We start from the raw sequence: 24,320 nt of genomic DNA on the forward strand, positions 1-24,320 counted from the left end.
CATTTTATTATTGTAACCTATCTCGAATCTTCAAGCATGAAAAGTTATTTTCCGTCGGGTTCTATAGCTATGAAGCACTGTGGCCCGTAAATTCGGGATAAGAGTATAATAATAGTGAATTGTTAGGGCTGGATTAAAGCCCGTTATACTTTTTAAAAGGAGCGTAAACGAATTGAACTTTCCATTAGCCGCTTATATGTACCGTTTGCAATACATCCGGCGCTGGAGCCTGATGCGAAGCACAACTCCCGAAAACGTCGCGGAGCATTCCTTTCACGTATCGCTGCTGACCCATATGCTCTGCCTGATCGGCAATACCTTTTTTGATCGCAGGCTGAATGCGGATCATGCCGCCACGATTGCGCTCTATCATGATGCCGCCGAGGTATTCACCGGTGACATAGCCACGCCGGTCAAACATAATAACCCGCAGCTGCTCGCGAGCTTCCGTGAAATGGAGCATATTGCCGCCCAGCGCCTGGCCGCGATGGCCCCGCCCGAGCTTCAATCCATCTACGCGGATCTTCTCCAGCCTCGCGGGGATGACACCGAGCGGCGCGAGCTTCTTCGTTACGTCAAAGCCGCTGACAGTCTGGATGCTTACCTCAAATGCGCCTTCGAGGTGGCTTCCGGCAACCGGGAATTCGCTGTAGCCAAAGAGCAAACGCTCGCCAAGGTGAAGCAGCTGCAGCTTCCGGAAGCGGACTATTTCCTCGAGCATATGGCACCCAGCTTCGAGATGTCGCTGGATGAGCTGTCCCTGCTATCCCCCGATGCGCATGAGAACAAAAAAGATTGAGCAGAAAATTCTGCCCAATCTTTTTACATTTCATATAGCATCGCTCGCTGAGCGGGAATCAGCCGTTCACGATTTCTCCGCCGTTCACATGGATTACCTGTCCGCTCACGTAAGAAGAGTCATTGGATGCCAGGTATACATAAGCGGGAGCGAGCTCCTCCGGCTGTCCCGGACGCTTCATCGGCTGGGTGGAACCGAACTCGCTGACCTTCTTGGCATCGAACGTGGAAGGAATCAGCGGCGTCCAGATCGGCCCCGGAGCAACCGCATTAACGCGAATGCCCTTTTCCACGACGCTCATGGATAATGAACGGGTAAAGCTGACGATCGCACCTTTCGTTGCGGAATAATCGATTAGCGTCGGATTGCCTTTATAAGCCGTAATGGAAGCTGTATTCACGATGGAGCTTCCGCTCTTCAAGTGAGGCATTGCCATTTTGGTCATATGGAACATGCCGAAAATATTGGTTCGGAACGTACGCTCCAGCTGCTCGGCCGTAATGTCCTCTAATTTTTGCTGCGGATGCTGTTCCGCCGCGTTGTTAATCAGGATATCCAATCCGCCGAGCTCCTGCACCGACTGGTTCACCGCGTTTTTGCAAAAGCCCTCGTCCCCAATATCCCCGGCAATCAGCAAGCATTTGCGTCCTTCCTGCTCGACCTGACGCTTCGTTTCCTTCGCGTCTTCATGCTCATTCAGATAAATAATCGACAGATCGGCGCCTTCCTTGGCAAAGGCTACGGCCACAGCACGTCCGATACCGCTGTCACCGCCCGTGATGATCACTTTTTTGCCTTTCAGCTTCCCTGCCGCTTGATAATCGCTAGGTTCATATTGGGGGAGCGGATTCATTTCTGATTCGATCCCCGGCTGCTGATTCTGATGCTGCGGAGGCAGCGTTTGTTTATTTTGTGAATTTCCTGACATGATTTCTTTCTCCTTTCCAAACGAATCTTTTTATACTTCCTTCCATCCATCAACGCAGGATGGCATCCCTTATTAGGATGGCGTAAAATAAACCCTTATATGCTCCAACGCTTGTTAATTACCACGCACAGACGGTCATCAAACAAAAAAGAGCCTCTCCCTGTAAGCGGAGAAGCTCCTGATTCGTTGATTGTTGCCAATTAGATAATGGTTCTGTAAACCATGAAGAACAGCATCACGAGCACGCAAATCGCAATAAGCGCGCTGAGCGTACGGATTTTGCCCGTCTCTACCGAAATGTCACGTTTGTTCTTAATACCATCCATTGCTAGACGAAGCGGTTTGCCCATCATGCCGCTGATCGCGCCAATAGCCAAGAACAAGATTACGATGACAACCATCCAAGGTACCGAATAGTCGCCTTGGCTCATCAGATATCCGCCTGTAAGCAGTTGAATCACCAGCGCAATTTGTGCGTAAGTATTGAGGCCGCGAATCGCTGCCGCGCTGCCTTCTTGCGCAGGAAGCGACAGCTTGGTCACTTTGCCTACCACGAACGGCAAAATCAAATAGAAGCCAAGTGCTGCGGCGCCTAAGATATGTATAAACAACATTACCATTGCCATGATCAAATTCCCTCCACGATTTCTATGATTTAGATTACATCCATTATCATTTTACACCAATCAAAAGAAAAGAAAACCTCTAATTATGAACAAACTTAGAGGTTTTCCCTTTTTATTTATGACCCTGCTTCACGAAAGTTACAAGTCCACGACTTGAATAACGCCCCGAACGGATTCGGCGGATTTGTCCAAAGCGGCCTTTTCATCAGCCGTCAGCTCGAGCTCAAATACTTTCTCGATGCCGTCGCCGCCGAGGATGGCAGGCACGCCCAGGAACAGATCCTTGTAGCCGTATTCTCCTTCGAGAAGAGCGATCACCGGAATGATCCGCTTCTTGTCTTTGAGAATCGCTTCAGCCATTTGTACCAGGGACGCTGCAGGTGCATAGTAAGCACTGCCGTTCCCCAGCAGGTTGACGATCTCGCCGCCGCCGACGCGGGTACGCTGAACGATTTCCTGAATACGTTCGGCAGGAATCAGTGTGTCGATCGGAATGCCGCCCACGTTCGAATAACGAACGAGCGGGACCATATCGTCTCCATGTCCGCCGAGTACGAATCCGCGAACATCCTCCACGGAAACATTCAGCTCTTGTGCGATGAACGTGCAATACCGTGCCGTATCCAGTACGCCGGATTGGCCGATAACGCGGTTTTTAGGAAAGCCGAGCGTATTGTAGGCCACATAAGTCATAGCGTCTACAGGATTGCTCAGAATGATTACAATGGATTCCGGAGCGACTCTTTTTACATTTTCGCAGACCGCCTTCATGATTCCCGCGTTGGTGTTCACGAGGTCATCACGGCTCATGCCCGGTTTGCGGGCAACGCCTGCAGTGATGATGACGATGTCGGAATCGGCAGCGTCGTCATAGTTCGAAGTGCCGGTGATCTGGCTGTCAAAGCCTTGTACCGGACTTGCTTCCATCATATCGAGCGCTTTCCCTTTGGTCGGGTTCTCAAGCTGCGGAATATCGAGCAGCACCACATTGCCAAGTTCTTTTTGAGCCAGCATCAGAGCAGTCGTTGCACCGGTAAAGCCGGCGCCTACGACAGTAATTTTTTTGCGAGTCAAAGCCATTGTTTTACCTTCTTCCCTACATGTTATTGATCACTTGGTCGGCAAACTCAGAGCATTTCACTTGCGTTGCGCCTTCCATCAGGCGGGCGAAGTCATAAGTTACGGTTTTATTGTTAATGGAAGTTTCCATACCTTTGTAGATCAGGTCAGCCGCTTCCTGCCATCCCAGATGCTCAAGCAGCATAACGCCGGACAGGATGACGGAACCAGGGTTCACCACGTCTTTGTCGGCATATTTAGGAGCTGTACCATGGGTAGCTTCGAAAATAGCGTGTCCTGTTACGTAGTTAATGTTAGCGCCTGGAGCGATACCGATACCGCCGATTTGAGCTGCCAGTGCGTCGGACAGGTAGTCACCGTTCAGGTTCAGCGTAGCGATGACGTCAAAGTCGGTTGGACGGGTCAATACTTGCTGCAGCGCGATGTCTGCAATCGCGTCCTTCACGATGATTTTGCCTTCAGCTTCAGCCGCGCTTTGAGCTGCGTTTGCTGCATCCGTGCCGTCTTTTTCTTTGATGGCATCGTATTGTGCCCAAGTGAACACTTTGTCGCCGAACTCCTGCTCAGCCACTTCGTAGCCCCAGTTTTTGAAGGCACCTTCCGTGAATTTCATGATGTTGCCTTTGTGAACCAGCGTTACGCTCTTACGGCCATGCTTGATGGCGTACTCGACAGCAGCGCGCACCAGACGTTTGGAGCCTTCGGAGGAAACCGGCTTGATGCCGATACCGGAAGTTTCAGGGAAACGGATTTTGTTAACGCCCATTTCTTCCTGAAGGAATTTGATGACCTTCTTCACTTCCTCGGAACCTTCCTTGTACTCGATCCCTGCATAAATGTCCTCGGTATTTTCACGGAAAATAACCATGTCCACTTGTTCAGGATGCTTAACCGGGGAAGGTACGCCGTCGAAGTAGCGTACAGGACGCAGGCAGACGTACAGATCCAGCTCTTGGCGAAGGGCAACGTTCAGGGAACGGATACCGCCGCCGATTGGCGTCGTCAATGGTCCCTTGATCGCTACGATATACTCACGGATGGCTTCAAGCGTGTCGTTAGGCAGCCACTCTCCGTATGTATTGAAGGCTTTCTCGCCGGCGAATACTTCGTACCATGCGATTTTTTTGGAACCGCCGTAAGCTTTCTCCACCGCAGCATCCAGCACGCGTTTGGAAGCTTTCCAGATATCGCGGCCTGTACCGTCACCCTCGATAAAAGGAATGATCGGATGGTTCGGCACCTGAAGCTTGCCGTTTGTAATTTCGATTTTGTCACCTTCGGTAGGAAGTGCAAATTTCTCCAATTTCATGATTATGTCCTCCTTCATTTTCATAAGTATACTTTCATTTCACAGACGGACAGTCACATAGGGGCGCCGGCAGCTTTGCGCAAAAGATGCAGCCCGCCGGTTCCCCTATTCTCTATTGTCCATTAAGAACGCTGTTCCACCGGTACGTACTTCTGATCCATCAGACCCACATACTCGGCACGCGGACGGATAATCCGGTTGTTCTCGTACTGCTCGAGAATGTGCGCAGTCCATCCGGAAACGCGGCTGATTGCAAAAATCGGGGTAAACAACTCGTGATTGAACCCTAGCTGAGTATACACAGAAGCGGAATAAAAATCCACATTCGGTCTCAGACCCTTTTGGGTCGTCACGAGATCATCGATCTTCACGGACATTTCGTACAGCGTCGTATCGCCCTTCATTTCGCCCAGCTCGCGGGACATTTTTTGAAGATGCTTCGCGCGCGGATCGCCGTTTTTGTAAACGCGATGTCCAAAGCCCATGATTTTGTCGCGATTGTCCAGTTTTTGCTGAATGTAAGGCTCCACGTTTTCCATGCTTCCGATCTCGCTCAGCATTTTCATCACCGCTTCGTTGGCACCGCCATGCAGAGGACCTTTCAAAGCGCCGATCGCCGAAGTCACGCCGGAGTAGATATCTGAAAGCGTAGCCACTGTGACGCGCGCGGCAAACGTTGAAGCGTTCAGCTCATGGTCTGCATGAAGCACAAGCGCCTGATCCAGAGCTTTTACCGAAACCTCTTCCGGTTTTTCGCCTCTGAGCATGTACAGGAAGTTCTCTGCAATCGAGAGTCCCGCCTGCGGTGCAACCGGCTCCTTGCCTTCGCGGATGCGTGCCAGGGCAGCGATGACGGTAGGCAGTTTGGCCTGAAGGCGGATCGCCTTGCGCTCGTTCGCTTCACGGCTCATGTCGTCGGCTTCCCCGTCGTAGAGGGCCAATGCCGATACCGCCGAACGGAGAGCAGCCATCGTATTTGTATCTTTAGGATATAATTTCATTTGCTCGATCACTTGATCCGGAATGCTAGCTTCCGTGCCCAGATCCTCATGAAGCTTTTTCAATTCTGCTTCATTAGGCAGCTTACCGAACCAAAGCAAATAGGCTACTTCTTCAAAACTTGCATTAACTGCAAGGTCGTCGATGTTATAACCGCGGTATGTGAGCACACCGTCCACGATGGAACTGATGGAAGAAGCCGCTGCAACAATTCCCTCAAGGCCTTTAGTAGCTGTCATCGTACATCTCTCCTTTATAAAACGGATTTTGAAACTGGATTAAACGAGCCGTGAAAACATTTACATTTTATTCAAAAGGAAAAAGACGGCCGTCCGCCATTCTACCTGACATCAATTCGCCAAGTAATGGAATCACTATTATCATAAAGTATTTTGTCGGATATGTGAACATCAGTGCGCCTTATAAAAGCATCAAATTGTTTTATCAGACAGATAAAGATATTTTTATCACCCTTCAACGGACTTCGTTTAACGGCGATAAATCGTGATTTTTCCGTTTTTCATTTTTCGTTCCAGCCATTTTAGGATCAGAAAGCGATACAGCGGACGCGTCAGGGGAAACACCATCGTAAATCCGACGATGTCCGTGACGAAGCCTGGGATGACCAGCAGGATGCCGCCAAGAAAAACGCAGAGCCCATCCACCATACTTCTCCCCGGAATTTGTCCGGCATTCATCCGGGCCCTCGAATCCTCAAGCACCTTCCGTCCTTCAAAACGCATCATGAGCATCCCGATTGCGGAGGTGACGATGGTGAGCAGAAAGGTGTTCCCTCCCCCAACCCGGCTGGCAACGAAGTTAAAGCCGAATATCTCGACCGCAGGGACAATAACGACAACAGCAAAAAGCCATTTCCACACTACTGATCTCCTCCCCCGACAAGCGACTGCTCAAGAGCGCTGTAAAGGCCTGGAGCACCTCTATCCAGCCTGACGGGCTGCCAGTCGCGGTTTACCCACACATGGCTGGTCGAACCCGACACAAGCAGCTCCCCGGGCATCTCCTGTCCTTCGGTATATTCCTTTTCACGCAGAAGGCTTCTTTCCTCTTCCGAAAGCCTTCTGACTTCATAAGCATATTTGATTCTTAACTTGGAAAACGCGGTCATCCGGGTAAAAATCGTGATCTCGTCATCATAGCGGGCCGGCTGGCTGAATTTCATTTCCAGATCGGTCACGGGAAGCAGTACCCCTTGTTCTTCCATGCTGCGGTATGTAATGCCAAGCTCGCGGATCATCTCGGTCCGCCCGATTTCGAACCAGTTCAGGTAGTTGGCATGATATACCACGCCCATCTGGTCGCTTTCCTGGTAACGGACCCTCACGGAAGTCTGAAACCAGCGCCCGAGCTTGTCCATCCTGTCTTTTGCCATGTCTGTCAAAGTCCCTTCTTTGAAATGATGAAGCGTTATTCCAAGTATAACATAGGCTTTCGCAACTCTCGAATCCGGGGCAGGTGCCCGGCAAATAACCAGATAAAGGTAGTCTGTGCCGGTTGTCCACCATTCATGCATTTACGGTTATAACATGCAAAAAAGGCTGCGCAGGGACATCCTGCACAGCCTTTCTTTATTCAATAATAACGTTATCGGTACGCTCAACAAGAAGCGAAATTTACGCGTTTGGAACCAGGCTGACTTTCACGAGGTTCGTCGAACCGGATTGTCCGAGCGGAACGCCTGCTGTGATGACAACCAGATCTCCGGATTTCACCAGGCCGGATTCAACTCCGCCCTTCAGCGAGTTCTCGAACATTTCGTCCGTCGAGCTTGCTGTCTTGCCTTGGATCGGCGTAACGCCCCAAGTCAAAGCAAGGCGGCGCAGCGTGCGCTCTTGCGTCGTTACAGCGATGATTGGCGCTTGCGGACGGTATTTGGATACCATACGTGCCGTATGTCCGGATTCCGTGGAAGAAATGATCGCTTTCGCGTTCAGGTCCAGTGCGGAGATCGCTACGGATTGGCTGATTGCTTCCGTGACGGTCGTTTCCTGGGCGATTCTTTGCTTCAGGAAAATCTCGCGGTAGTTCAGCGCGGATTCCGCTTTTTCGGCGATGCGGGACATCGTCAGTACAGATTCCACAGGATATTTGCCGGCAGCCGTTTCGCCGGAAAGCATGATGGCATCGGTGCCGTCGAAAATGGCGTTTGCCACGTCGCTCGCTTCAGCGCGCGTCGGACGCGGGTTGCGCTGCATGGAATCCAGCATTTGGGTAGCCGTGATAACCGGTTTGCCTGCAACGTTACATTTTTCGATCATGCGTTTTTGTACCAAAGGTACTTCTTCCGCAGGGATTTCCACGCCCAGGTCGCCGCGGGCAACCATAAGACCGTCAGAAGCTTCAAGAATCTCGTCCAGGTTGTCTACGCCCTGTTGGTTTTCGATTTTAGAAATGATTTGAATGTGTCCTGCATTATGCTTCTCCAGCAGTTCACGGATTTCCAGAACGTCGCTTGCTTTACGAACGAAGGAAGCTGCGATAAAATCGATGCCCTGCTCGATACCAAACACGATATCGTTTGCGTCTTTCTCTGTAATGCCCGGCAGAGAAATCGCTACACCCGGTACGTTAACGCCTTTCTTGCTCTTGATTGTACCACCATTGACAATGCGGCATTTGATTTCTGTGCCTTCCACGCCAACAACCGTCAGACCGATCAGACCATCGTCGATCAGAATGGTGGAGCCAACCTCCACGTCGCTTGGAAGATCATTATAAGTAATAGAAATGCGGTCTTTGTCTCCCAGAATCTCCTCGGTTGTCAAGGTGATATATTCGTCTTGAACGAGCTCGATCGGCTCTACAGCCAGCTTGCCCGTACGAATTTCCGGTCCTTTGGTGTCCAGCAGAATTGCAACGGTCTTGTTCAGCTCCTTGCAAGCCTGACGGATGTTGTTAATCCGGTTGCCGTGCTCTTCGAAGTCACCGTGGGAAAAGTTCAGACGGGCTACATTCATGCCAGCGAGAATCAACTTTTTGGTGTTTTCCAACGATTCACTGGAAGGTCCGATAGTACATACGATTTTTGTTTTACGCATTTGGGTTTCCTCCGTTTTCCTTAAAATCTCTCTATCCATCCAACAATTAAATTTACTACATATTAAAGATTTTGTATAGGAACTTTGTCATATCCATTCTTGACAGGAAGTGCCTATTCTATCACACCGGCAGACGAAGATTGCTCAAACGCGAACTTTCCGATTTTGCGGAATTTCTGATATCTGTCTTCTTTTAAAGCCGCGCTGTCCATGGCGGAGAGCTCCTCCAGATGACGGATCAGCGCATCCTTGATGGCGGATGCCGTCCATTCGTAGTCTCTGTGGGCGCCTCCAACCGGTTCCGGTATGATCTCCTCGATGACTTCGAAACCGAGCAGGTCCTTGGCCGTAATCTTCATGGCCTCGGCTGCCTGGTCGGCCTTGGACGCATCCTTCCAGAGGATGGATGCAGCCCCGTTAGGCGAAATGGCTGAATAGATAGCATGCTCCAGCATCAGCACGCGGTTGCCTACGGCCATCGCAAGAGCACCGCCGCTTCCACCTTCGCCGATGATGACACAAATCACAGGAACGCCGAGCGCCGACATTTCCCGCAAATTGCGGGCAATCGCTTCGGATTGTCCCCTTTCTTCTGCTGTATTACCCGGATACGCACCTTTTGTATCGACAAAAGTAATGATCGGGCGTTTAAATTTATCCGCCTGCTGCATCAAGCGCAGCGCTTTACGGAAGCCTTCCGGATGCGCGCTGCCGAAGAAGCGGGCGATATTATCCTTCGTATCCTTGCCGCGCTGCTGGCCGATGACCGTTACCGGTGTTCCGCCCAGCTTCGCGAGTCCGCCGATTACGGCCAGATCGTCGCCGAACAGGCGGTCGCCGTGCAGCTCGATAAAATCGCTGAAAATCAGCTGGATCAAGTCCAGCGAGGTCGGGCGCTGCTGATGTCTCGCCACATGCATTTTCTGGTGCGGCGAAATATTGGAATAAATCTCGTTCTCCATCTCGGCATAGCGCTCTTCCAGTCTGGAAATTTCATCGGTAAAATCAATACCCTTGTCCTGTCCGAACTGCTTCAGTTCGTTGATTTTCTGTCTCATTTCTACAAGGGGTTTTTCAAAAGGCAAATCTCCAGGCACTTAATATCCCCCTCTCACACTGTGCAGCTCCAGGAGCTTGTACAGCATCGGACGCAGCTCTTTGCGATGAACCACCAGGTCCAGCTGACCGTGCGCCAGATTGAATTCAGCGGTTTGGAAATCATCAGGCAGCTTCTGGCGGATCGTCTGTTCGATCACGATTCTGCCTGCGAATCCAAACACGGCTCCCGGCTCGGCGATGTTTATGTCACCAAGCGTGGCAAAACTGGCAGAAACACCGCCAGTCGTCGGATCCGTGATTACGGAGATGTATAAGCCGCCCTTTTCGTTAAAGCGCGACAGGGCAGCGCTGGTTTTCGCCATTTGCATCAGGCTGAGAATGCTTTCCTGCATCCGTGCTCCGCCTGACGTGGAGAAAATAATGAGCGGCAGCTCCTTCTCGGTCGCCACTTCAATTGCGCGTGTAATCTTCTCGCCTACGACCGATCCCATGCTTCCCGTAAAAAAGTCAAAGCTCATCACCGCGACGACGACGGGCAGGCCTTCGATCGTTCCTTGGCCGGTAATGACCGCCTCACGCAGACCGGATTTCATTTTCTGCTGTTCCAGCTTTGTCCCGTATCCCGGAAACTGCAGCGGATCCACAGAAACCATGCCGCTGTCGAATTCCTCAAAGCCTTCCTCATCCAGAATCATATGAATGCGTTCCACAGCGTTCAGACGCATATGATATCCGCAGTTCGGGCAGACCTTCAGATTTTTCTCCAGCTCTTTGCTGTATTGAATGGTGCCGCATTTGCCGCATTTATTCATGAGCCCTTCAGGAATTTCCCGTTTGGGTCTCTCGCTTTCGCCAGGCTCACTGCCTCTTCCTACACGATCTGAAGGAATGGTCGCGTACTTTCTTTTCTTCTGAAATAAGTCTTTAAACACAACTACACCTCTCCAGCCGTTATTTGCTCAGCCGCATCTTCCACTCTACCATATTCAAACGTACTCTCTCGTTATCCGGAGATCAAGGATGCAAGATGGAATTCAATACTTCTTGGACTTCCTCCAGCTCTCCGGAGGGCACCAGAATTTCGAATTGCTGCTTGGATAAGTTGACCGGACGGCTCTTCACCAAAAATCCTTCTTCCGTTAGCTTGGCCTGGATCATGTCCGCTACCTTAGCGGTTGGCGCGATATAAATGACCGTCCACATTCCTTTCGGAACCCCCTAATCTCATGTTCTGAGCCCGTATAATGAAACAATGATAACATAACTCTGTTTTTTCCCGCAACAAAGGGCTTCGAAACAAATCCAAAGATCAAGGGGCGCCAAAAGGGGCCGATATCGCTTTCAGGCACCCTAAAATCAAGAGCCATGCGGATACTTTTTTGCTCCTTCGTAACGGTGGGCGATGCGCGCGGAAGCCGCCGCAGCCAGTCCCGCCACGAGATCATCCAGAAAAACGTGAATTTCGTCTTTTTTATCGTTAAGCTCCGCAATAATTCCCGTCTTCTCTTTATCGAGATAGCCGAAGCTGGTCAAGCCGATCATCCCGTACACATTGGTGATGCCCAGCGCCAGTGTTTCATCGACGCCATACAGGGGTTCGTCCGCTTCCATAATCGCTTGCAGCGGCTGCGGCAAAAGCCTGCGCTCCGCAAGCTCGTCGAGCGCCATACCCGTAAACAGCGTATACTGCACCTCCCGCTTGCCGAGAACTGCCTTGACGCTGTCCACGCAGTCCTGCATCGTCAAAAGCGGGTGATACACCAGCTGCAGCCGGTACACGATATCGGCAATATCCTCTACCTTGACTCCACGGCGGCCCAGCATGGCCACCACTGCCTCATACGACATCCGCAATTCCTCCCGCATACACGCCCTAAAGCTCCCGGCGCGTAAAATGTTGTCCCTTGGATAGGTGTTCCTAAGTGTATGCGGGAGAATGCGGAAACGTTCGTAATTTCTGGGTTAAACCTTGCATGCCGAAAGCCAGGTTCATCGGCTGCCGATCTACACGAAAAGGCCTATCCTCGACGCTTTATTTCATCCGGACCGTTTCTCTGCCGAGAAGCTCTTCCATCCGAGCAAACAGCTCCTTGGAAGGATGGATGCGATAGCCGTCGCTCAGGGCGAGCAGCTTCTGGCTCGCTTCGTAGAACAGCACCGTCTGCACCGCTCCCGGATGCTCCTGCAGCAGTATTTTCAGGCGGGTCAAGAGATCCGGGCTATGCTCAGCCTCCGGTGTAATTTTAACGAAAACGCGCTGCCCTGCAGCGTCCCGCGGCTTGGTTGCAGCACCTGCAGCCGCTGCGGTTGGCGCGGCAGCAGGGCTCGAAGCCGCATCCGCCGCAGGCCGCTTGCCGTCCGGCCGCTGAGCGGCCGGACGGGCGAAGCTCCTACCGGAAGCAGGTTTCGTGCGGGACCGTTTGACCAGCTGCGCGAGCGCCTGTTCATCCAGCGGCATCACATCCTCCGCCAGCAGCTTGAAGCCTTCATCCTGCTGCTGTACCTTAGCCCGAAGCGCAAGCAGCGCCCCTTTATCGATATACCGGGAGCTCCGTTTCCACACCTCCGGGAAGAGCACGACCTCGCATCGCTCGATCTGGTCCTCCACTTCCATGAAGGCCATCGCTTTGCCCTGTTTGGTCGTAATCGTCTTCACGGAGATAACCATCGCCGCCACGACCGTGTACGATTCATCCGCAGCCTCCTCCAGGTCCATCAGATGGTCGATGCCCGGACCGTTCAGCGCCTCGTCATAATCGTCGAGCGGATGCCCCGAAAGATACAGGCCGAGAAGCTCCCGTTCCAGCTCCAGCTGCGCTCCGGCGGAGAAAGCCGGTATTTCCGGATACTCGATATCCCAGTTCGGCGTTTCGACAAAATCAAACAGCTGAATCTGCAGATCCTCGCGCTCCTTGCGCCACTTCACGGCAGCTTCGACCGTCTCGTCGAGCATGGCCAGCAGTTGGGCGCGGTGGCCAGGAAGCGAATCGAAAGCCCCCGCTTGAATGAGCGACTCGATCACCCGCTTGTTGCAGACCCTAAGGTCGATCCGCCGGCAGAAATCCAGAAGACTTTCAAAAGGCTTCTCTTCCCTGACCAGCATCATATTCTCCACGGCCTGCGTTCCTACATTTTTAATGGCGCCGAGCCCGAAGCGGATATGGCCCGGCCCGGCGGATTCAACGGCCTCCGGTCGTTCCGCACCCGCGGCGACCGGCGTAAACAGCACGCCGCTCTCATTGACATCCGGCGGCAGCACGTGAATATCCATCCGCCGGCATTCCACTACGTATTCCGCCACCTTGCGGTGGCTGCCCATCACGGCCGTCAGCATGGAAGCCATGAACTGTACCGGATAATGCGCCTTCAGATAGGCTGTCTGGAAAGCCAATACCCCATAAGCCGCGGCATGCGCCCGCGGGAAGCCGTAGTCGGCAAACCGGACGATCATGTCATACACCCGGTTCGCTTCGTCCTCGGTGTATCCCTGCTTCAAGCTGCCCGCCACGAAATGGCTTCGTTCCTGATCCAGCACCTCGCGCTTCTTCTTGGATACCGCGCGGCGGAGCAGGTCGGCTTCCCCGAGTGAAAAGCCCGCCATCAGGGACGCAATTTTCATGATCTGCTCCTGATAGACGATAATTCCGTACGTATCCTGCAGGATCGGCTTCAGATCCTCATGCGGATAATCGGCCTGCGCCTGTCCATGCTTGGTCTGGATGAACTTCGGAATGAATTCCATCGGACCCGGTCGGTACAGCGCCAGGACGGAAATGATATCCTCGAATACGGAGGGCTTCAAGTCTTTGAGCACGCGTCTCATGCCGGCGGATTCCAGCTGGAATACGCCGGTGGTATCCCCGTTTCCGAGCATGCCGTAGGTCTTGCCGTCATTATCGGGAATCGTTAGGAAGTCCGGGGCATTCCCCGTCATTTCCCGGATCCAGTTCATACAGCGCTCGATGATCGACAAGGTCCGCAGGCCGAGAAAATCCATTTTAAGCAGACCGATGCTCTCCAGATTTTCCATCGAATATTGGGTGAGAGCCGTCTGTTCGCTTCCTTCCTGAAGCGGTACGGCATCCGTCAGCGGATCGCGCGAAATGACGACGCCTGCGGCATGTGTCGAAGCATGTCGGGGCATCCCCTCCACCTTCATGGCCATATCCAGAAGTTCGCGTATTTTCGCGTTCTGCCGGTAATTCTTCTCCAGCTCCTCGCTCAGCTCGAGCGCCCGTTTGATGCTGATTCCGTGCGCGCCGGGAATCAGCTTGGCTGCTTTGTCCACGTCGCCGTACGGCACGTTCAACGCCCTTCCCACGTCACGGACCGCTGCCCTTGCGGCCATGGTTCCGAACGTAATAATCTGGGCCACATGCTCGCTTCCGTATTTCTGAACGACGTAACGGATGACTTCGTCCCGTCGCTCATCATTGAAATCGATATCGATATCCGGCATCGTCACCCGTTCGGGATTGAGAAACCGTTCGAACAACAAATGATATTTAATCGGATCAACATTGGTAATCTCCAGCACGTAAGCGACCAGGCTGCCTGCTGACGATCCCCTTCCGGGACCTGTCGTGATGCCTTGACGATGCGCGTACGCAATGAAATCCCATACGATCAGGAAATAGTCGCTGAAGCCCATGCTGCCGATAACCTCAAGCTCATAGTCGAGGCGCGCATCCAGCTCTTCCCGGCTCTTTGGCTCTGACCACAGCTCGGTCTTTTCATAACGTCTCACGAGACCTTCTTGGCAAAGGGTACGCAAATATTGCGCGGAATCCATGCCGTCCGGAATGGGACGGTATTCCGGCAGGATCGATCTGCCGAACTCCAGCTCCAGATTGCATTTATCCGCAATGACCGCCGTATTCTCCAGCGCCTGCTTCACATGCGGGAATAAACGGGCCATTTCCTCGCCGCTTTTGAAATACAGCTGATCGGTCGGTATCTGCAGCCTGCCCTCATCCTCGACCGTCTTGCCTGTCCCGATGCAGATGAGCACGTCCTGCATGGCGGCGTCCTCGCGATTCAAGTAGTGCACGTCGTTTGTCGCCACCAGCTGAACGCCAAGCTCTTCAGCGAGCTCAATCAGCTGCGGGTTGACGCGTTTCTGCTCAGGAATGCCATGATCCTGCAGCTCCAGATAAAAATCCTCACCGAAAATATCCCGGTAACGGATCGCGGCCCTGCGTGCTTCCTCGGTTCGGCCATGCAGCAAATGCTGAGGCACTTCGCCGCCCAGGCAGGCGCTCAGGCAAATGATTCCCTCATGATGGGCCTTCAAGGCTTCCATGTCGATCCGCGGTTTATAATGATAACCCTCCAAATGGCCAATCGAGCACAGCTTCATTAAATTGCGGTAGCCGGTCTCGTTTTTGGCCAAAAGAATCAAGTGGTATATGGGCTGGTCCTTCCGGCTTCCTCGCTCCTTGCGCGAGCCTGCGGTCAGGTAAGCCTCGCAGCCGATAATCGGCTTGATGCCTGCCGATCGGCAAGCTTTATAAAATGGCACGGTACCGTACATGACACCGTGGTCCGTCAGCGCCAGCGCCTTCATCCCGTTTTCTGCGGCCGCATGGACAAGGTCCGAGATCCGTGCCGCTCCGTCCAGGAGGCTGTATTCGCTATGCACATGAAGATGCACAAATGAACTCATGTCTCTTCTCCTTTTTGTCCGCTTGAAGGTCGGAAATAAAGTCTTCTTCTCTTTATATTATTTTATCATATTACGCAAGGCACCGCCCATAGAATGGATTAGGAGATCATCGGACAGGCGTTGCTGCAAGCCGTCCCCTCGCGAAAGGACTGGAAATGAATGAGCACTTTTATATCCAAAGCAATTCTCGATTTCTTCATCGCTTTCGGCATCGTCATCGGCGGGGCCATGGTAGGCGGCGTCGGCGCGGTCATTTCCCTGCAGCCGCCGACCCAGACCATGCTGGATGTCGCGGACAGGATCAAAATATGGGCGCTGGCGGCGGCGGTCGGCGGAACGATTGACCCCATGCGTGTCATCGAAAGTAATTTTCTAGGGGGAAATCTCTCCCCGGCGATCAAGCAGATTTTGTTCCTCGTATCGGCCTTTCTCGGAGCCCATATGGGCAGCGAACTGGTGAAGTGGGTCTGCGGCGGCAAGGAGTAGCCATGAGGATCCCTCCATTCAAGCGTTACCGCCATATTTCCCAGACGTTCGCCGTGTTCGTCCTCGGAGTCGTGGTAGGCAGTGTCGTCTACAACGCCATTTTTCATACGAGCTTTAATCAGCTGTGGCTCTCCAATCTGGATTTGGAAGGACAGATTAAGCAGTACGAGGACGACATCGATACCCTCAAGAAATACCGCCATCAGCAAACCGTCATCCGGGAAATCAAAATCAGAAGCGAGCAGAAAAACCCGCCGATCGATCCGGCCGCCATTAAGGCGATCATCGCCAAGCTCGGGGACGACCTGGACGTGCTGCGCGGGCAGAACGCTTTCGAGATCGACACCTACAGCAAATTCGTACGGGCGCTGCTGGACAAAAAAATATACAAGGTCCGCGACAAGGAATATTCGGTTGAGATCAAGACCATGCTGCTGATGGAAGGCATGCTCCAGATTTGGGTGGATGTCTCTCCCGTTCCAGTGCGAAATCCATAGATTCGTGGTACAATATTGCTGTTAAAGAGGTTTACATAAGCCTCCACTATGGATACGTTAAGAAGGAGCTGCAGCATCTGATGGTTTCTGTCATCCGTTATCTGCTTTACGCGGTGCTGGTCATTGCCTGCATTTGCGCCGCCCTTTACAGCAGCCGTTCCCGGCGTTCGAAGGACGCCCGCGAAAGAGGCCTGTACGGTGCTACGACGAATATTTTTATGGGAGTCATGCTGATCATGCTGGCATTGATTTTCATGTTTATCTTTAGCGGCTCGACGGTCGCCGTCATTATTGAAGCGGTATTCCTCGTTCTGGGTGCATTCAATATTTTCGCCGGCATCCGCAACCGTGGTTACTACAGCCGCATGAAATCCGACAGCAACATGTAAGCCAAACAGCCGGGCGCTCATCGATTGGAGCGTCCGGCTGTTTGGTGTTGGCAGCCCGGGTGAATCCCCGCTTCAGGGCTGTTTATCCATGCTCAATGGACTGCAGCGTCAGCACGGCTTTCGCAACCAGGGTGTCCATATGCGTCATTTCAATTTCGAGCTTGCAGGTCCGGCGGCTTGCTTCGAGCAGCCGGGGCATGACGACCACCGGGTCCTCAATCTGAACCGGACGCACAAAATATGTGGACATGTTGTCGAGCACGAAATCGTTGCCCGTCATGTCCTTTGCCGCCCGCAGGGCCGCCTGCGTCATGACCGTCGTCAGAATTCCTTCGGATATCGTCCCGAGATCCGTCGCCATCTGCGGCGTAATAAACCCGTGGAAAAAGAGACGCCCCTCCTCGTCGCGCTCATCCGCAAAGCCGTTCCAGATCAGATGATCGAACGTCTCTCCCAGCTGCGGCTGCTTGCGCGCATCGCGCATCGCCTGCAGCACTTCCTTCCGGGAAACGGTGGCTACCAGCTTGCGGTTGCGGTCGACAATCGGCAAAAAATCGATCCCTTCCCACATCATCAGCTGCGCCGCGGAAGCCAGAGAGGTCTGCAGCGTCGCCGTCACCGGATTGCGGATCAGCACCTTCTCAATGCTCTGCTCGGGCGGAAGGCTTCCGATGTCGCTTCGGTTCACGATACCGAGCACCCGGTTCCACTCGTCAACGACCGGCAGGCGCGGATCCCCCTTCTGCTCCGACAGCGCCAAGCTTTCGCCGACGGTGCTGGAGAGCTTCAGCGCATGGATTTTGGGCTTGCTTCCTACGATATCCTCCACGATCATGATCTTCTTTTTGATCAGCCGGTCGAATATGGCGCGGTTAATCAGCGATGCCACGGTGAACGTATCATGGCGCGAGGAAAAAATCGGCAGGTTCAGCTGGTCGGCCAGCGCCTTGACCTCTTTGCTCGTGCCGAATCCGCCCGTGATGAGCACGCCCGCTCCCTGTTCCAGGGCGAGCGTATGCGCATTGTCCCGGTTGCCGACGATGAGCAGGCTGCCCGCGTCGATGTAGCGGACCATCGCATCCACCTTCATTGCGCCAATCACGTATTTATGCAAATTTTTATGGAGTCCGTCCGCCCCGCCGAGCACATGCCCTTCCACAATCTCCACCACGTCGGCGAAGGTAAGCTGCTCCGATATGTTGCGCGGCTTCTTTTCGACCCGGACGGTGCCAATTCTCTCCTTCGTAATCACGATTCCCAAGTTTTCGGCATCCTTTAGAGCACGATAGGCCGTTCCTTCGCTGACCGACATTTCCCTCGCCAGCTTGCGGACGGAAATTTTGGTGCCGACCTTCAGTCCTTCGATATGCAGCAAAAGCTGTTCATGTTTTGTAATTGCATCATCGCGGCCCTCCAACTGTTACACCCCCATATATCTAACTGTACTATTCTGTATCTATATCATAGCATTCTAATCCATACAAAAAAAGCTGGAGCAGCATCTGCCCAGCTTTTCCCCACCTTCGCCATCATCCATTACATATTTTCTTGTCTTCTCTGCGCGTCCTCCGGCCATTTCAGCTGAAGCTGATGCATCTTGACCGCCTTGATGCGGTCCAGCGACTTCTGCTTCTCTTCGTCCACGCCAAGCAAATAATGAAGATGCGCCCCGATGACCAGAAAAGCGAACAAGGCCCAGGCTGCGCCGAAGGCCGATACCAAGGACCAGCCACCGCTGAATGAAATTAAAGGCAGGGCATACACCAGCATGGCCAGTGCCACAATCAGATACAGGAAATGTTTGAATTTGTTTCTTTTTTTCATGTCGCCAGCTCCTTCACAAAGTGAATCTATATTTCTACTCTATGAAGGTTTGACCGGAAATATGAGACAGGCTGCAAGAAAATTGTTGCAGTCCATTATATAATTATAGGCTTTGCCCGCCATACAGGTCCTGAAGGCTGTCCGAGATCATTTTATTGATATCCTCAATAATCGTGCTGAGGCGGCGTTCCGCATCAAACAATCGGCGAATGTTCAGGTTCAGGCTGAGCACGTCAAAAAGCTTTTCCATCTTTTCCATCTCATCCTGGGAAGGCATGTCGCCGGACATCATACGCTGCTGGATTTCCATCTGGCGGTTTCTGAAATCATCGAGCATGTTTTTGCTCTCCGGATCCTTTTCGATCAGACTCATCGCCGAAGTAATGTCCTTAACTTCTTCGCTTTCCTTCAAGGCTCTCGCCAATTCATTCGCTTTGTCGTAAATATTCATATGTCCTTCCTCCTTAGAAAAATGAAAGCTGTAAATCCCTATTTTTAAAAATTGGGTCAATCACCAAGGGATATATGTCCTCATATGATGCATTACATGCAAAACGCAGATGCTCCTTATCTGCCCTGTAGACATCAAGTTGCTGTTGGAAGGAGATCCACGATGTCCAAAAAAATGCTACCGGTCCAAATGTTCGCTCCGGGCGCGATTAAGGAAAACGCCATTGTTCTCGGAGAGAGGCTGGTCAAACAGTGGAAGATTCCAACCGACCGTCCGCTGCAGTTGGCATTTGGTTCCTTCAGACAAGAGATCACCGTTGTGGCCGCAGCCAAATCGAGCGGACTGCGAATCAGTGAGCCTCAGGCCCGCCGCATGGGGCTTTTTTCTCGTCCGGTACTAAGGGCGACCTACAGTTCAACAAGCCGGACGCTCAGACTCGGACCTCTCATCAGTGTGCTCATCAGCCGGGATCATCCAGATCAGCCGGATAAACCATTCGGCTCCATATCCATGTTTTGCCGGGAGCTCGTGAACGCCTGCCGGAAGCAGGGCGCGTATGTATACTTCTTTACACCGGATCATATCCAGGAAGGTTCAAACAGCATACACGGCTGGGTGTACGATGACGGGTGGCGCCAAACGCCGATGCCTATCGCGGATGTCGTCAACAACCGTCTCACAACCCGCAAAATGGAGAATAAACCTAGCGTACAGCATTTTATGAAAGAAGTAAAATCCCGGCACGGGGCACATGTGTTCAACGAAAGGTTTCTTGACAAAAACGAGGTTTTCGAAATGCTCAAGACGGACGCTTCCCTAGCCAAATTCATGCCCGAGTCCCATCTGCTCACCGGCTTAACCGTATTCAAAAAGATGTGCCAGCAGTACCCCGTCGTATTCCTGAAGCCGGTCCGCGGCAGTCTCGGCAAGGGCATCATCCGAATCGCAAGACAGCCGGACGGAACCTATCATACCCTTGCCACTTCCTCAGGCGGCGCGCGCAGGCAGATCTATCCGAATCTTACCAAGCTGTTTGCAGGCATATCCGGCAAAATGAAAACCACCCGCTACCAGATTCAGCAGGGACTTAATCTGATTGATCATGGCAAAAGACCGATCGATTTCCGGGCGCTCGTGCAGAAAAACGGGCAGGGAACCTGGAGTGTGACATCCATCGTGGCGCGAATAGCCGGAGGAAATCACTTTGTTTCCAATCTGGCTCGGGGCGGAACGCTGAGCACCGTCAAGGATGCGGTAAGCCGCTGCATGCTGCCCGCGGAAGTCAAAAACTCGGCTTACGCCAAGCTCCACCGGGCATCGCTCGATGTTGCCAAAGGAATCGACAATTATATTCCCGCGCATTTCGGTGAGCTCGGTATCGATCTGGCCATGGATGCATCCGGCAAGATCTGGATGCTGGAGGTTAATTCTAAACCTTCAAAGAACGACAATACACCGCTTAACGAGCAAAAAATCAGGCCTTCTGTTAAAAGGCTGCTGGAATACTGTTGTTATCTGTCCGGCTTCTAAGGAGGGCTGTCATGAACGGCAATGTGATTGGAACGCTAGGTATCATGTGCTGCAGCCGCCAAGGCAGTCCGCCATTCGCAGATGAAGGCTACAGCCGAAGACTCACCCTGCTCGGCAAAAAGTACGGCATCCGGGTTGTCGTCTTCCGCCCGTCCGATGCCGCCCGGGACCGCAGCTTTGTGGACGGCTTCACGTACTCCTCGGGACAATGGCATCAGAAGCGGTTCCCTTTTCCGGATCTCGTCTACGACCGCTGCCTCTTTCACAGCGGGACTGAATTCGCCGCAGCGCACAGTCTGCTGTCGGAAGCCAGAACATCGCAAAGATGGCGGCTTTGGTCCAGGGGACTGCCGGGCAAGTGGCAGGTATACCGGATTTTGAAAAGAGACCCCCGCCTTGCTCCTCATCTACCGCCTACCACGGTTTATCAGGGCAAGAAAAGCCTGCTGTCCCATTTGAAAGCATACGGCGGCGAAGTATTTATGAAGCCCAAGGGCGGCTCACAAGGAAGAAACACGCTGTTCATCCAGCAAAATCCGGATTCCGCCCATCTTCACATCAAAGGCAGGGATGCCGTGAACCGTCGGGTGGAAATGAGCTTTGCAGCTCTAGGCGAGGCATCTGCATGGATTGAAGAGTTTACCGGCAGCCGTGAATACATCATTCAGCCTTTTCTGCATTTGTACGGCAGAAATGATCGGCCTTTTGATGTCAGGGTACTCATGCAGAAAAATGAAAAAGGGTTGTGGATGCGAACCGGCATGGCAGTCAGGCAGGGCGCCTCCGGGAGCATAACCTCCAACCTTCACGGCGGCGGAACAGCCCTTCCCGTTCTGCCGTATCTAAGCGAACAATTCGGAGCTAGGCAGGCAGAGAAAATGACGGAAAGGCTGGGGCAGCTCTCGGATATCATTCCGCCGATTCTGGAAAGTCATTATGGCAGGCTCGGAGAACTGGGTATCGATTTCGGAATCGATACGAAAGGAGAACTTTGGCTGCTGGAAGTCAACTCCAAGCCGGGACGCACCTCCATCCGGCTGGCCGGGGATCCGGACAGCTCAGAACTCGCGTCGGAAAATCCGCTCCGTTATGCCCGCTATCTATTGCTTCGACAACTTAGGAGGGTAAATTGATGAGTTTGACTTATTGTAATGTTCATTTTTCGCAGCAGCCCGAGAAAGTCGTCTATATATCCAATACGCTCATGAAAAGCTTGAATCTGTCCGGCAAAAAAAACATTCAACTCCGTCTCGGCAGGGATTCGATTCAAGCAGCCATCAAAACCATTAAAAAGCCGGGCAAACATCTGATTCTCGGCTCCGCCGTCCGCAGCGGCATCCATGTCCCTTCAGCCGGCGGCGTTTATATAAGGAACCTGGATAACGAGTTTCATCTCGGCCCCCTGATCGGCGTGCTTTCGGATGGACCCACGAACACATCGCAGCCGTTTGCTTCAAGAACGGGGTTCATCAAGCAGCTGCTGCGGGAAAGGAAGAAAAAATGCTATATTTTCGCCTTTACGCCGCGCGACATCAACTGGCAGAAGGAAACGGTCAACGGCTACTTTCTGAATGATAACGGATCCTTTTACCGCAAAACCGTCCCGCTTCCCGACGTGGTGTATAACCGCCTGCCAAGCCGCAAAGCGGAAACCTCTTCCTCCATCAGCCAGCTGAGGGAACGTCTCGGACGCAAAAAAATCCCTTACTTCAACTGGAGCTTCTTCAATAAATCCGATATTTACCGCCTGCTTGAACATGACAACACCGTGAACCAGTATGTGCCTGAATCCCACATGAACCCGACGCCCGAGAGAATCAAGGATATGCTGGAAAGGCATCAATTTCTGTACTATAAACCCTCTGGAGGCAGCCTCGGGAAAGGCATTTACCGTCTTACCTATTTGCCTAAAAGGGGATACTTCGCACGCTACCGGAAAGGCAACGGCAATGTGCTGCTCCGTTTCAGCAGCTTTAACAGCATGATGCGGATGCTGCAGTCCAGACACGGACGCTCGCTCGATTCATACGTCATCCAGCAGGGAATTCGTCTTGTGGAGATCGACAATTGCCCGATCGATTTCCGGTTCCACATGCACAAGAACGGCAACAACAAATGGGTTGTCGTCGGCATTGGGGCTAAAAAAGCCGGCAGGGGCAGTGTAACGACGCATTTGAAGAATGGAGGGTCTTTGCTGACCCCTGAACAGGCGCTGAGCCGCACTTTTGGTTCCAGATCGGATGAAGTGCTGCAAAACGCCAAACGGATCGCCATTACGCTTGCGGAGGCGATTGAGTTCCACCACCAGCACCTGCTAGGGGAAATCGGATTCGATATCGGAATCGACCAGGATGAAAAGGTTTGGATGTTTGAAGCCAATGCCAAACCCGGACGTTCCATTTTCAGCCACCCCTCCTTGCGGTCGGAAGGGAAAGCCTCTGTGGAGCACATCCTTGAACACTGCCTGTACTTGAGTAAATTCCGCAGGAGGGATGCTGAGTGACGAATGTAAATGAGGAGGAAAGCAAGCCCGTCGTCGCCATCTTGACCATGCCTGGCGGGCGAATACATTTCCGGGGGAACCAGGCCAACTTTCAGGATATCGTCAGGACAGGACAGGAAATGGGATTTCCTGTCTATGTCGTGACGATCAAGGATCTGAAGCTGAGCGGAGAAACCATCAAGGGTTATACACTGAACGAAAAAAAAGAATGGGAGCAGCGCCTCTTTCCCCTTCCGCAGGTCATCTACAACCGCATACCGCAGCGCGAAGACGAACTCAGACCCGCTGTCCGCCGCAAAATCAAGGAATGCCTCGTTCACCCGGCCATCCGGTTCTATAACCCCTACTTTTTTAATAAATGGCACTTGTTTGAATGGCTTAAAAAGTCCAAGTCAACCGCCCATTTCGTACCCAAAACCAAAAGGCTGCGGGGCGAAGCCGGACTCCAAAAAATGCTTGAGCGTTATCCCTGCCTCTATTTGAAGCCCGAAAGCGGAAAAGCAGGCAAAGGAATCATGATGCTGAAATATCAGAAGGATAAACTCCTTCCCTACCGCCTCAAGGTCCAGAATCATAAGGGCAGCACGACGTATAAAGGAGCGAATATCCAGCGTCTGTGGGCCCGGATCCGGATGGAGACCGGCGCAAGCCCGTATATTATCCAGCAGGGCATCGAGCTGACCGCCGTCGATAACCGTCCGTTTGATTTGCGGGTATTGCTGCAGAAAACGGAGAGGGGACAGTGGGGCGTCACCGGCGTTGGCGCACGCATGGCCGGAACCAAAAGCATTACTACCCATGTCCCCCGCGGAGGGAGCATCGAGGATCCGAAAGAAATGCTGGCCATCGTATTTGGCGCGGAATTTGCCCCGGGGATCATGAACCGGGTCAGAAACACCTCGATTATCATTGCCAAACAAATTGAGAAAGCCTCCGGGTACACTCACGGTGAAATGTCCATGGACCTTGGCATGGATGCCTCCGGCAATATCTGGTTTTTCGAGGCAAACGCGAAACCGATGAAATTCGATGAGCCTCACATCCGTCAAAAGTCGCTTGAGCGGATTTTCCATTATTGCAAGCATCTCGCCAGCCATTAAACGTCGTCCCGATAAG

General features: G+C 52.6%; 24 protein-coding genes. 8 read left to right on the top strand and 16 right to left on the bottom strand.

Features of this window, described 5'->3' with window-relative positions:
* Positions 1 to 196: 196 nt before the first annotated feature.
* Positions 197 to 799 (top strand): 5'-deoxynucleotidase, encoded by a 603-nt coding sequence (yfbR, locus tag PCH05_RS02305; RefSeq protein WP_127600310.1) that lies wholly within the window; start codon positions 197 to 199, stop codon positions 797 to 799.
* A 58-nt stretch (positions 800 to 857) separates the two neighbouring features.
* On the opposite strand, the gene PCH05_RS02310 is transcribed toward yfbR, so the two are convergent.
* From PCH05_RS02310 to PCH05_RS02370, 13 genes are all read right to left on the bottom strand, one after another.
* The gene (locus tag PCH05_RS02310) at positions 858 to 1,727 is read right to left on the bottom strand and encodes an SDR family oxidoreductase (protein WP_127600248.1); all 870 of its coding nucleotides are present in this window, start codon (positions 1,725 to 1,727) and stop codon (positions 858 to 860) included.
* A 200-nt stretch (positions 1,728 to 1,927) separates the two neighbouring features.
* Positions 1,928 to 2,353, bottom strand: coding sequence for a hypothetical protein (locus PCH05_RS02315; protein ID WP_127600250.1), 426 nt, complete (start codon positions 2,351 to 2,353; stop codon positions 1,928 to 1,930).
* 138 nt (positions 2,354 to 2,491) lie between these two features.
* Complete coding sequence (gene mdh, locus PCH05_RS02320) at positions 2,492 to 3,433, bottom strand: malate dehydrogenase (protein WP_127600252.1); 942 nt, start codon at positions 3,431 to 3,433, stop codon at positions 2,492 to 2,494.
* A 16-nt stretch (positions 3,434 to 3,449) separates the two neighbouring features.
* Positions 3,450 to 4,742 carry an NADP-dependent isocitrate dehydrogenase gene (gene icd / locus PCH05_RS02325; RefSeq protein WP_127600254.1) on the bottom strand — a complete coding sequence of 431 codons (1,293 nt, stop codon included), beginning with the start codon at positions 4,740 to 4,742 and terminating at the stop codon, positions 3,450 to 3,452.
* A gap of 122 nt (positions 4,743 to 4,864) precedes the next feature.
* Positions 4,865 to 5,980: a citrate synthase gene (gene citZ / locus PCH05_RS02330; protein ID WP_127600256.1), complete on the bottom strand. Its 1,116-nt coding sequence runs from the start codon at positions 5,978 to 5,980 to the stop codon at positions 4,865 to 4,867.
* Between the two features lie 249 nt (positions 5,981 to 6,229).
* The gene (locus tag PCH05_RS02335; RefSeq protein ID WP_127600258.1) at positions 6,230 to 6,622 is read right to left on the bottom strand and encodes an FxsA family protein; all 393 of its coding nucleotides are present in this window, start codon (positions 6,620 to 6,622) and stop codon (positions 6,230 to 6,232) included.
* A complete protein-coding gene (locus tag PCH05_RS02340) occupies positions 6,622 to 7,134 on the bottom strand; it encodes an acyl-CoA thioesterase (protein ID WP_127600260.1) in 513 nt (170 codons plus the stop codon). The genes PCH05_RS02335 and PCH05_RS02340 overlap by 1 nt, the downstream gene beginning before the upstream one ends.
* A 241-nt stretch (positions 7,135 to 7,375) precedes the next feature.
* Entirely contained in the window at positions 7,376 to 8,800 is a 1,425-nt protein-coding gene (gene pyk, locus PCH05_RS02345; RefSeq protein WP_127600262.1) for a pyruvate kinase, read from the bottom strand.
* A 113-nt stretch (positions 8,801 to 8,913) separates the two neighbouring features.
* On the bottom strand, positions 8,914 to 9,897 hold the full coding sequence (locus PCH05_RS02350) for an acetyl-CoA carboxylase carboxyltransferase subunit alpha (RefSeq protein WP_127600265.1): 984 nt from the start codon (positions 9,895 to 9,897) through the stop codon (positions 8,914 to 8,916).
* Positions 9,898 to 10,791 carry an acetyl-CoA carboxylase, carboxyltransferase subunit beta gene (accD, locus tag PCH05_RS02355; protein WP_127600267.1) on the bottom strand — a complete coding sequence of 298 codons (894 nt, stop codon included), beginning with the start codon at positions 10,789 to 10,791 and terminating at the stop codon, positions 9,898 to 9,900.
* Positions 10,792 to 10,873: 82 nt separating this feature from the next.
* Positions 10,874 to 11,062, bottom strand: coding sequence for a glutamate decarboxylase (locus tag PCH05_RS02360; protein ID WP_127600270.1), 189 nt, complete (start codon positions 11,060 to 11,062; stop codon positions 10,874 to 10,876).
* Between the two features lie 153 nt (positions 11,063 to 11,215).
* Positions 11,216 to 11,707: a phosphatidylglycerophosphatase A family protein gene (locus PCH05_RS02365; protein ID WP_127600272.1), complete on the bottom strand. Its 492-nt coding sequence runs from the start codon at positions 11,705 to 11,707 to the stop codon at positions 11,216 to 11,218.
* 184 nt (positions 11,708 to 11,891) lie between these two features.
* On the bottom strand, positions 11,892 to 15,524 hold the full coding sequence (locus PCH05_RS02370) for a DNA polymerase III subunit alpha (RefSeq protein WP_127600274.1): 3,633 nt from the start codon (positions 15,522 to 15,524) through the stop codon (positions 11,892 to 11,894).
* A gap of 159 nt (positions 15,525 to 15,683) precedes the next feature.
* Here PCH05_RS02370 and PCH05_RS02375 point away from each other — a divergent pair, with 159 nt between their 5' ends.
* The 3 genes from PCH05_RS02375 (at position 15,684) to PCH05_RS02385 (ending at position 16,896) form a co-directional block, all read left to right on the top strand.
* Positions 15,684 to 16,010, top strand: a complete 327-nt coding sequence (locus PCH05_RS02375; protein ID WP_127600276.1) for a YtrH family sporulation protein — start codon at positions 15,684 to 15,686, stop codon at positions 16,008 to 16,010.
* A gap of 2 nt (positions 16,011 to 16,012) precedes the next feature.
* The gene (locus tag PCH05_RS02380) at positions 16,013 to 16,507 is read left to right on the top strand and encodes a sporulation membrane protein YtrI (protein ID WP_127600278.1); all 495 of its coding nucleotides are present in this window, start codon (positions 16,013 to 16,015) and stop codon (positions 16,505 to 16,507) included.
* Positions 16,508 to 16,587: 80 nt separating this feature from the next.
* Positions 16,588 to 16,896 carry a YtpI family protein gene (locus PCH05_RS02385; protein ID WP_127600280.1) on the top strand — a complete coding sequence of 103 codons (309 nt, stop codon included), beginning with the start codon at positions 16,588 to 16,590 and terminating at the stop codon, positions 16,894 to 16,896.
* Positions 16,897 to 16,978: 82 nt separating this feature from the next.
* Here PCH05_RS02385 and PCH05_RS02390 read toward each other — a convergent pair whose 3' ends face one another.
* From PCH05_RS02390 to PCH05_RS02400, 3 genes are all read right to left on the bottom strand, one after another.
* Positions 16,979 to 18,313 carry a DRTGG domain-containing protein gene (locus PCH05_RS02390; RefSeq protein WP_127600282.1) on the bottom strand — a complete coding sequence of 445 codons (1,335 nt, stop codon included), beginning with the start codon at positions 18,311 to 18,313 and terminating at the stop codon, positions 16,979 to 16,981.
* Positions 18,314 to 18,432: 119 nt separating this feature from the next.
* Complete coding sequence (locus tag PCH05_RS02395; RefSeq protein WP_127600284.1) at positions 18,433 to 18,720, bottom strand: hypothetical protein; 288 nt, start codon at positions 18,718 to 18,720, stop codon at positions 18,433 to 18,435.
* Positions 18,721 to 18,823: 103 nt separating this feature from the next.
* Entirely contained in the window at positions 18,824 to 19,171 is a 348-nt protein-coding gene (locus PCH05_RS02400) for a YlbF/YmcA family competence regulator (protein ID WP_127600286.1), read from the bottom strand.
* 162 nt (positions 19,172 to 19,333) lie between these two features.
* Here PCH05_RS02400 and PCH05_RS02405 point away from each other — a divergent pair, with 162 nt between their 5' ends.
* The 4 genes from PCH05_RS02405 to PCH05_RS02420 are packed head-to-tail and all read left to right on the top strand — an operon-like array spanning position 19,334 to position 24,304.
* Positions 19,334 to 20,701 (top strand): YheC/YheD family endospore coat-associated protein, encoded by a 1,368-nt coding sequence (locus PCH05_RS02405; RefSeq protein ID WP_127600288.1) that lies wholly within the window; start codon positions 19,334 to 19,336, stop codon positions 20,699 to 20,701.
* 11 nt (positions 20,702 to 20,712) lie between these two features.
* Positions 20,713 to 21,834, top strand: a complete 1,122-nt coding sequence (locus PCH05_RS02410) for a YheC/YheD family endospore coat-associated protein (protein WP_127600290.1) — start codon at positions 20,713 to 20,715, stop codon at positions 21,832 to 21,834.
* Positions 21,834 to 23,204 (top strand): YheC/YheD family endospore coat-associated protein, encoded by a 1,371-nt coding sequence (locus PCH05_RS02415; protein ID WP_127600292.1) that lies wholly within the window; start codon positions 21,834 to 21,836, stop codon positions 23,202 to 23,204. The genes PCH05_RS02410 and PCH05_RS02415 overlap by 1 nt, the downstream gene beginning before the upstream one ends.
* Entirely contained in the window at positions 23,201 to 24,304 is a 1,104-nt protein-coding gene (locus PCH05_RS02420) for a YheC/YheD family endospore coat-associated protein (RefSeq protein ID WP_246049329.1), read from the top strand. Before PCH05_RS02415 ends, PCH05_RS02420 begins: the two co-directional genes overlap by 4 nt.
* The last annotated feature ends 16 nt before the right edge of the window (positions 24,305 to 24,320 follow it).

Origin of the sequence: Paenibacillus chibensis, from assembly GCF_004001045.1 — a bacterium.
Lineage (GTDB): Bacteria > Bacillota > Bacilli > Paenibacillales > Paenibacillaceae > Paenibacillus_AQ > Paenibacillus_AQ chibensis.

Coding starts and splice junctions, on each gene's coding strand:
- PCH05_RS02310 (WP_127600248.1), bottom strand. CDS start 1,727: ATGTCAGGAAATTCACAAAATAAACAAACGCTGCCTCCGCAGCATCAG.
- mdh (WP_127600252.1), bottom strand. CDS start 3,433: ATGGCTTTGACTCGCAAAAAAATTACTGTCGTAGGCGCCGGCTTTACC.
- PCH05_RS02340 (WP_127600260.1), bottom strand. CDS start 7,134: ATGGCAAAAGACAGGATGGACAAGCTCGGGCGCTGGTTTCAGACTTCC.
- PCH05_RS02360 (WP_127600270.1), bottom strand. CDS start 11,062: ATGTGGACGGTCATTTATATCGCGCCAACCGCTAAGGTAGCGGACATG.
- PCH05_RS02375 (WP_127600276.1), top strand. CDS start 15,684: ATGAGCACTTTTATATCCAAAGCAATTCTCGATTTCTTCATCGCTTTC.
- citZ (WP_127600256.1), bottom strand. CDS start 5,980: ATGACAGCTACTAAAGGCCTTGAGGGAATTGTTGCAGCGGCTTCTTCC.
- PCH05_RS02380 (WP_127600278.1), top strand. CDS start 16,013: ATGAGGATCCCTCCATTCAAGCGTTACCGCCATATTTCCCAGACGTTC.
- pyk (WP_127600262.1), bottom strand. CDS start 8,800: ATGCGTAAAACAAAAATCGTATGTACTATCGGACCTTCCAGTGAATCG.
- PCH05_RS02410 (WP_127600290.1), top strand. CDS start 20,713: ATGAACGGCAATGTGATTGGAACGCTAGGTATCATGTGCTGCAGCCGC.
- PCH05_RS02385 (WP_127600280.1), top strand. CDS start 16,588: ATGGTTTCTGTCATCCGTTATCTGCTTTACGCGGTGCTGGTCATTGCC.
- PCH05_RS02395 (WP_127600284.1), bottom strand. CDS start 18,720: ATGAAAAAAAGAAACAAATTCAAACATTTCCTGTATCTGATTGTGGCA.
- PCH05_RS02365 (WP_127600272.1), bottom strand. CDS start 11,707: ATGTCGTATGAGGCAGTGGTGGCCATGCTGGGCCGCCGTGGAGTCAAG.
- yfbR (WP_127600310.1), top strand. CDS start 197: ATGTACCGTTTGCAATACATCCGGCGCTGGAGCCTGATGCGAAGCACA.
- PCH05_RS02315 (WP_127600250.1), bottom strand. CDS start 2,353: ATGGCAATGGTAATGTTGTTTATACATATCTTAGGCGCCGCAGCACTT.
- PCH05_RS02405 (WP_127600288.1), top strand. CDS start 19,334: ATGTCCAAAAAAATGCTACCGGTCCAAATGTTCGCTCCGGGCGCGATT.
- PCH05_RS02370 (WP_127600274.1), bottom strand. CDS start 15,524: ATGAGTTCATTTGTGCATCTTCATGTGCATAGCGAATACAGCCTCCTG.
- PCH05_RS02415 (WP_127600292.1), top strand. CDS start 21,834: ATGAGTTTGACTTATTGTAATGTTCATTTTTCGCAGCAGCCCGAGAAA.
- PCH05_RS02400 (WP_127600286.1), bottom strand. CDS start 19,171: ATGAATATTTACGACAAAGCGAATGAATTGGCGAGAGCCTTGAAGGAA.
- icd (WP_127600254.1), bottom strand. CDS start 4,742: ATGAAATTGGAGAAATTTGCACTTCCTACCGAAGGTGACAAAATCGAA.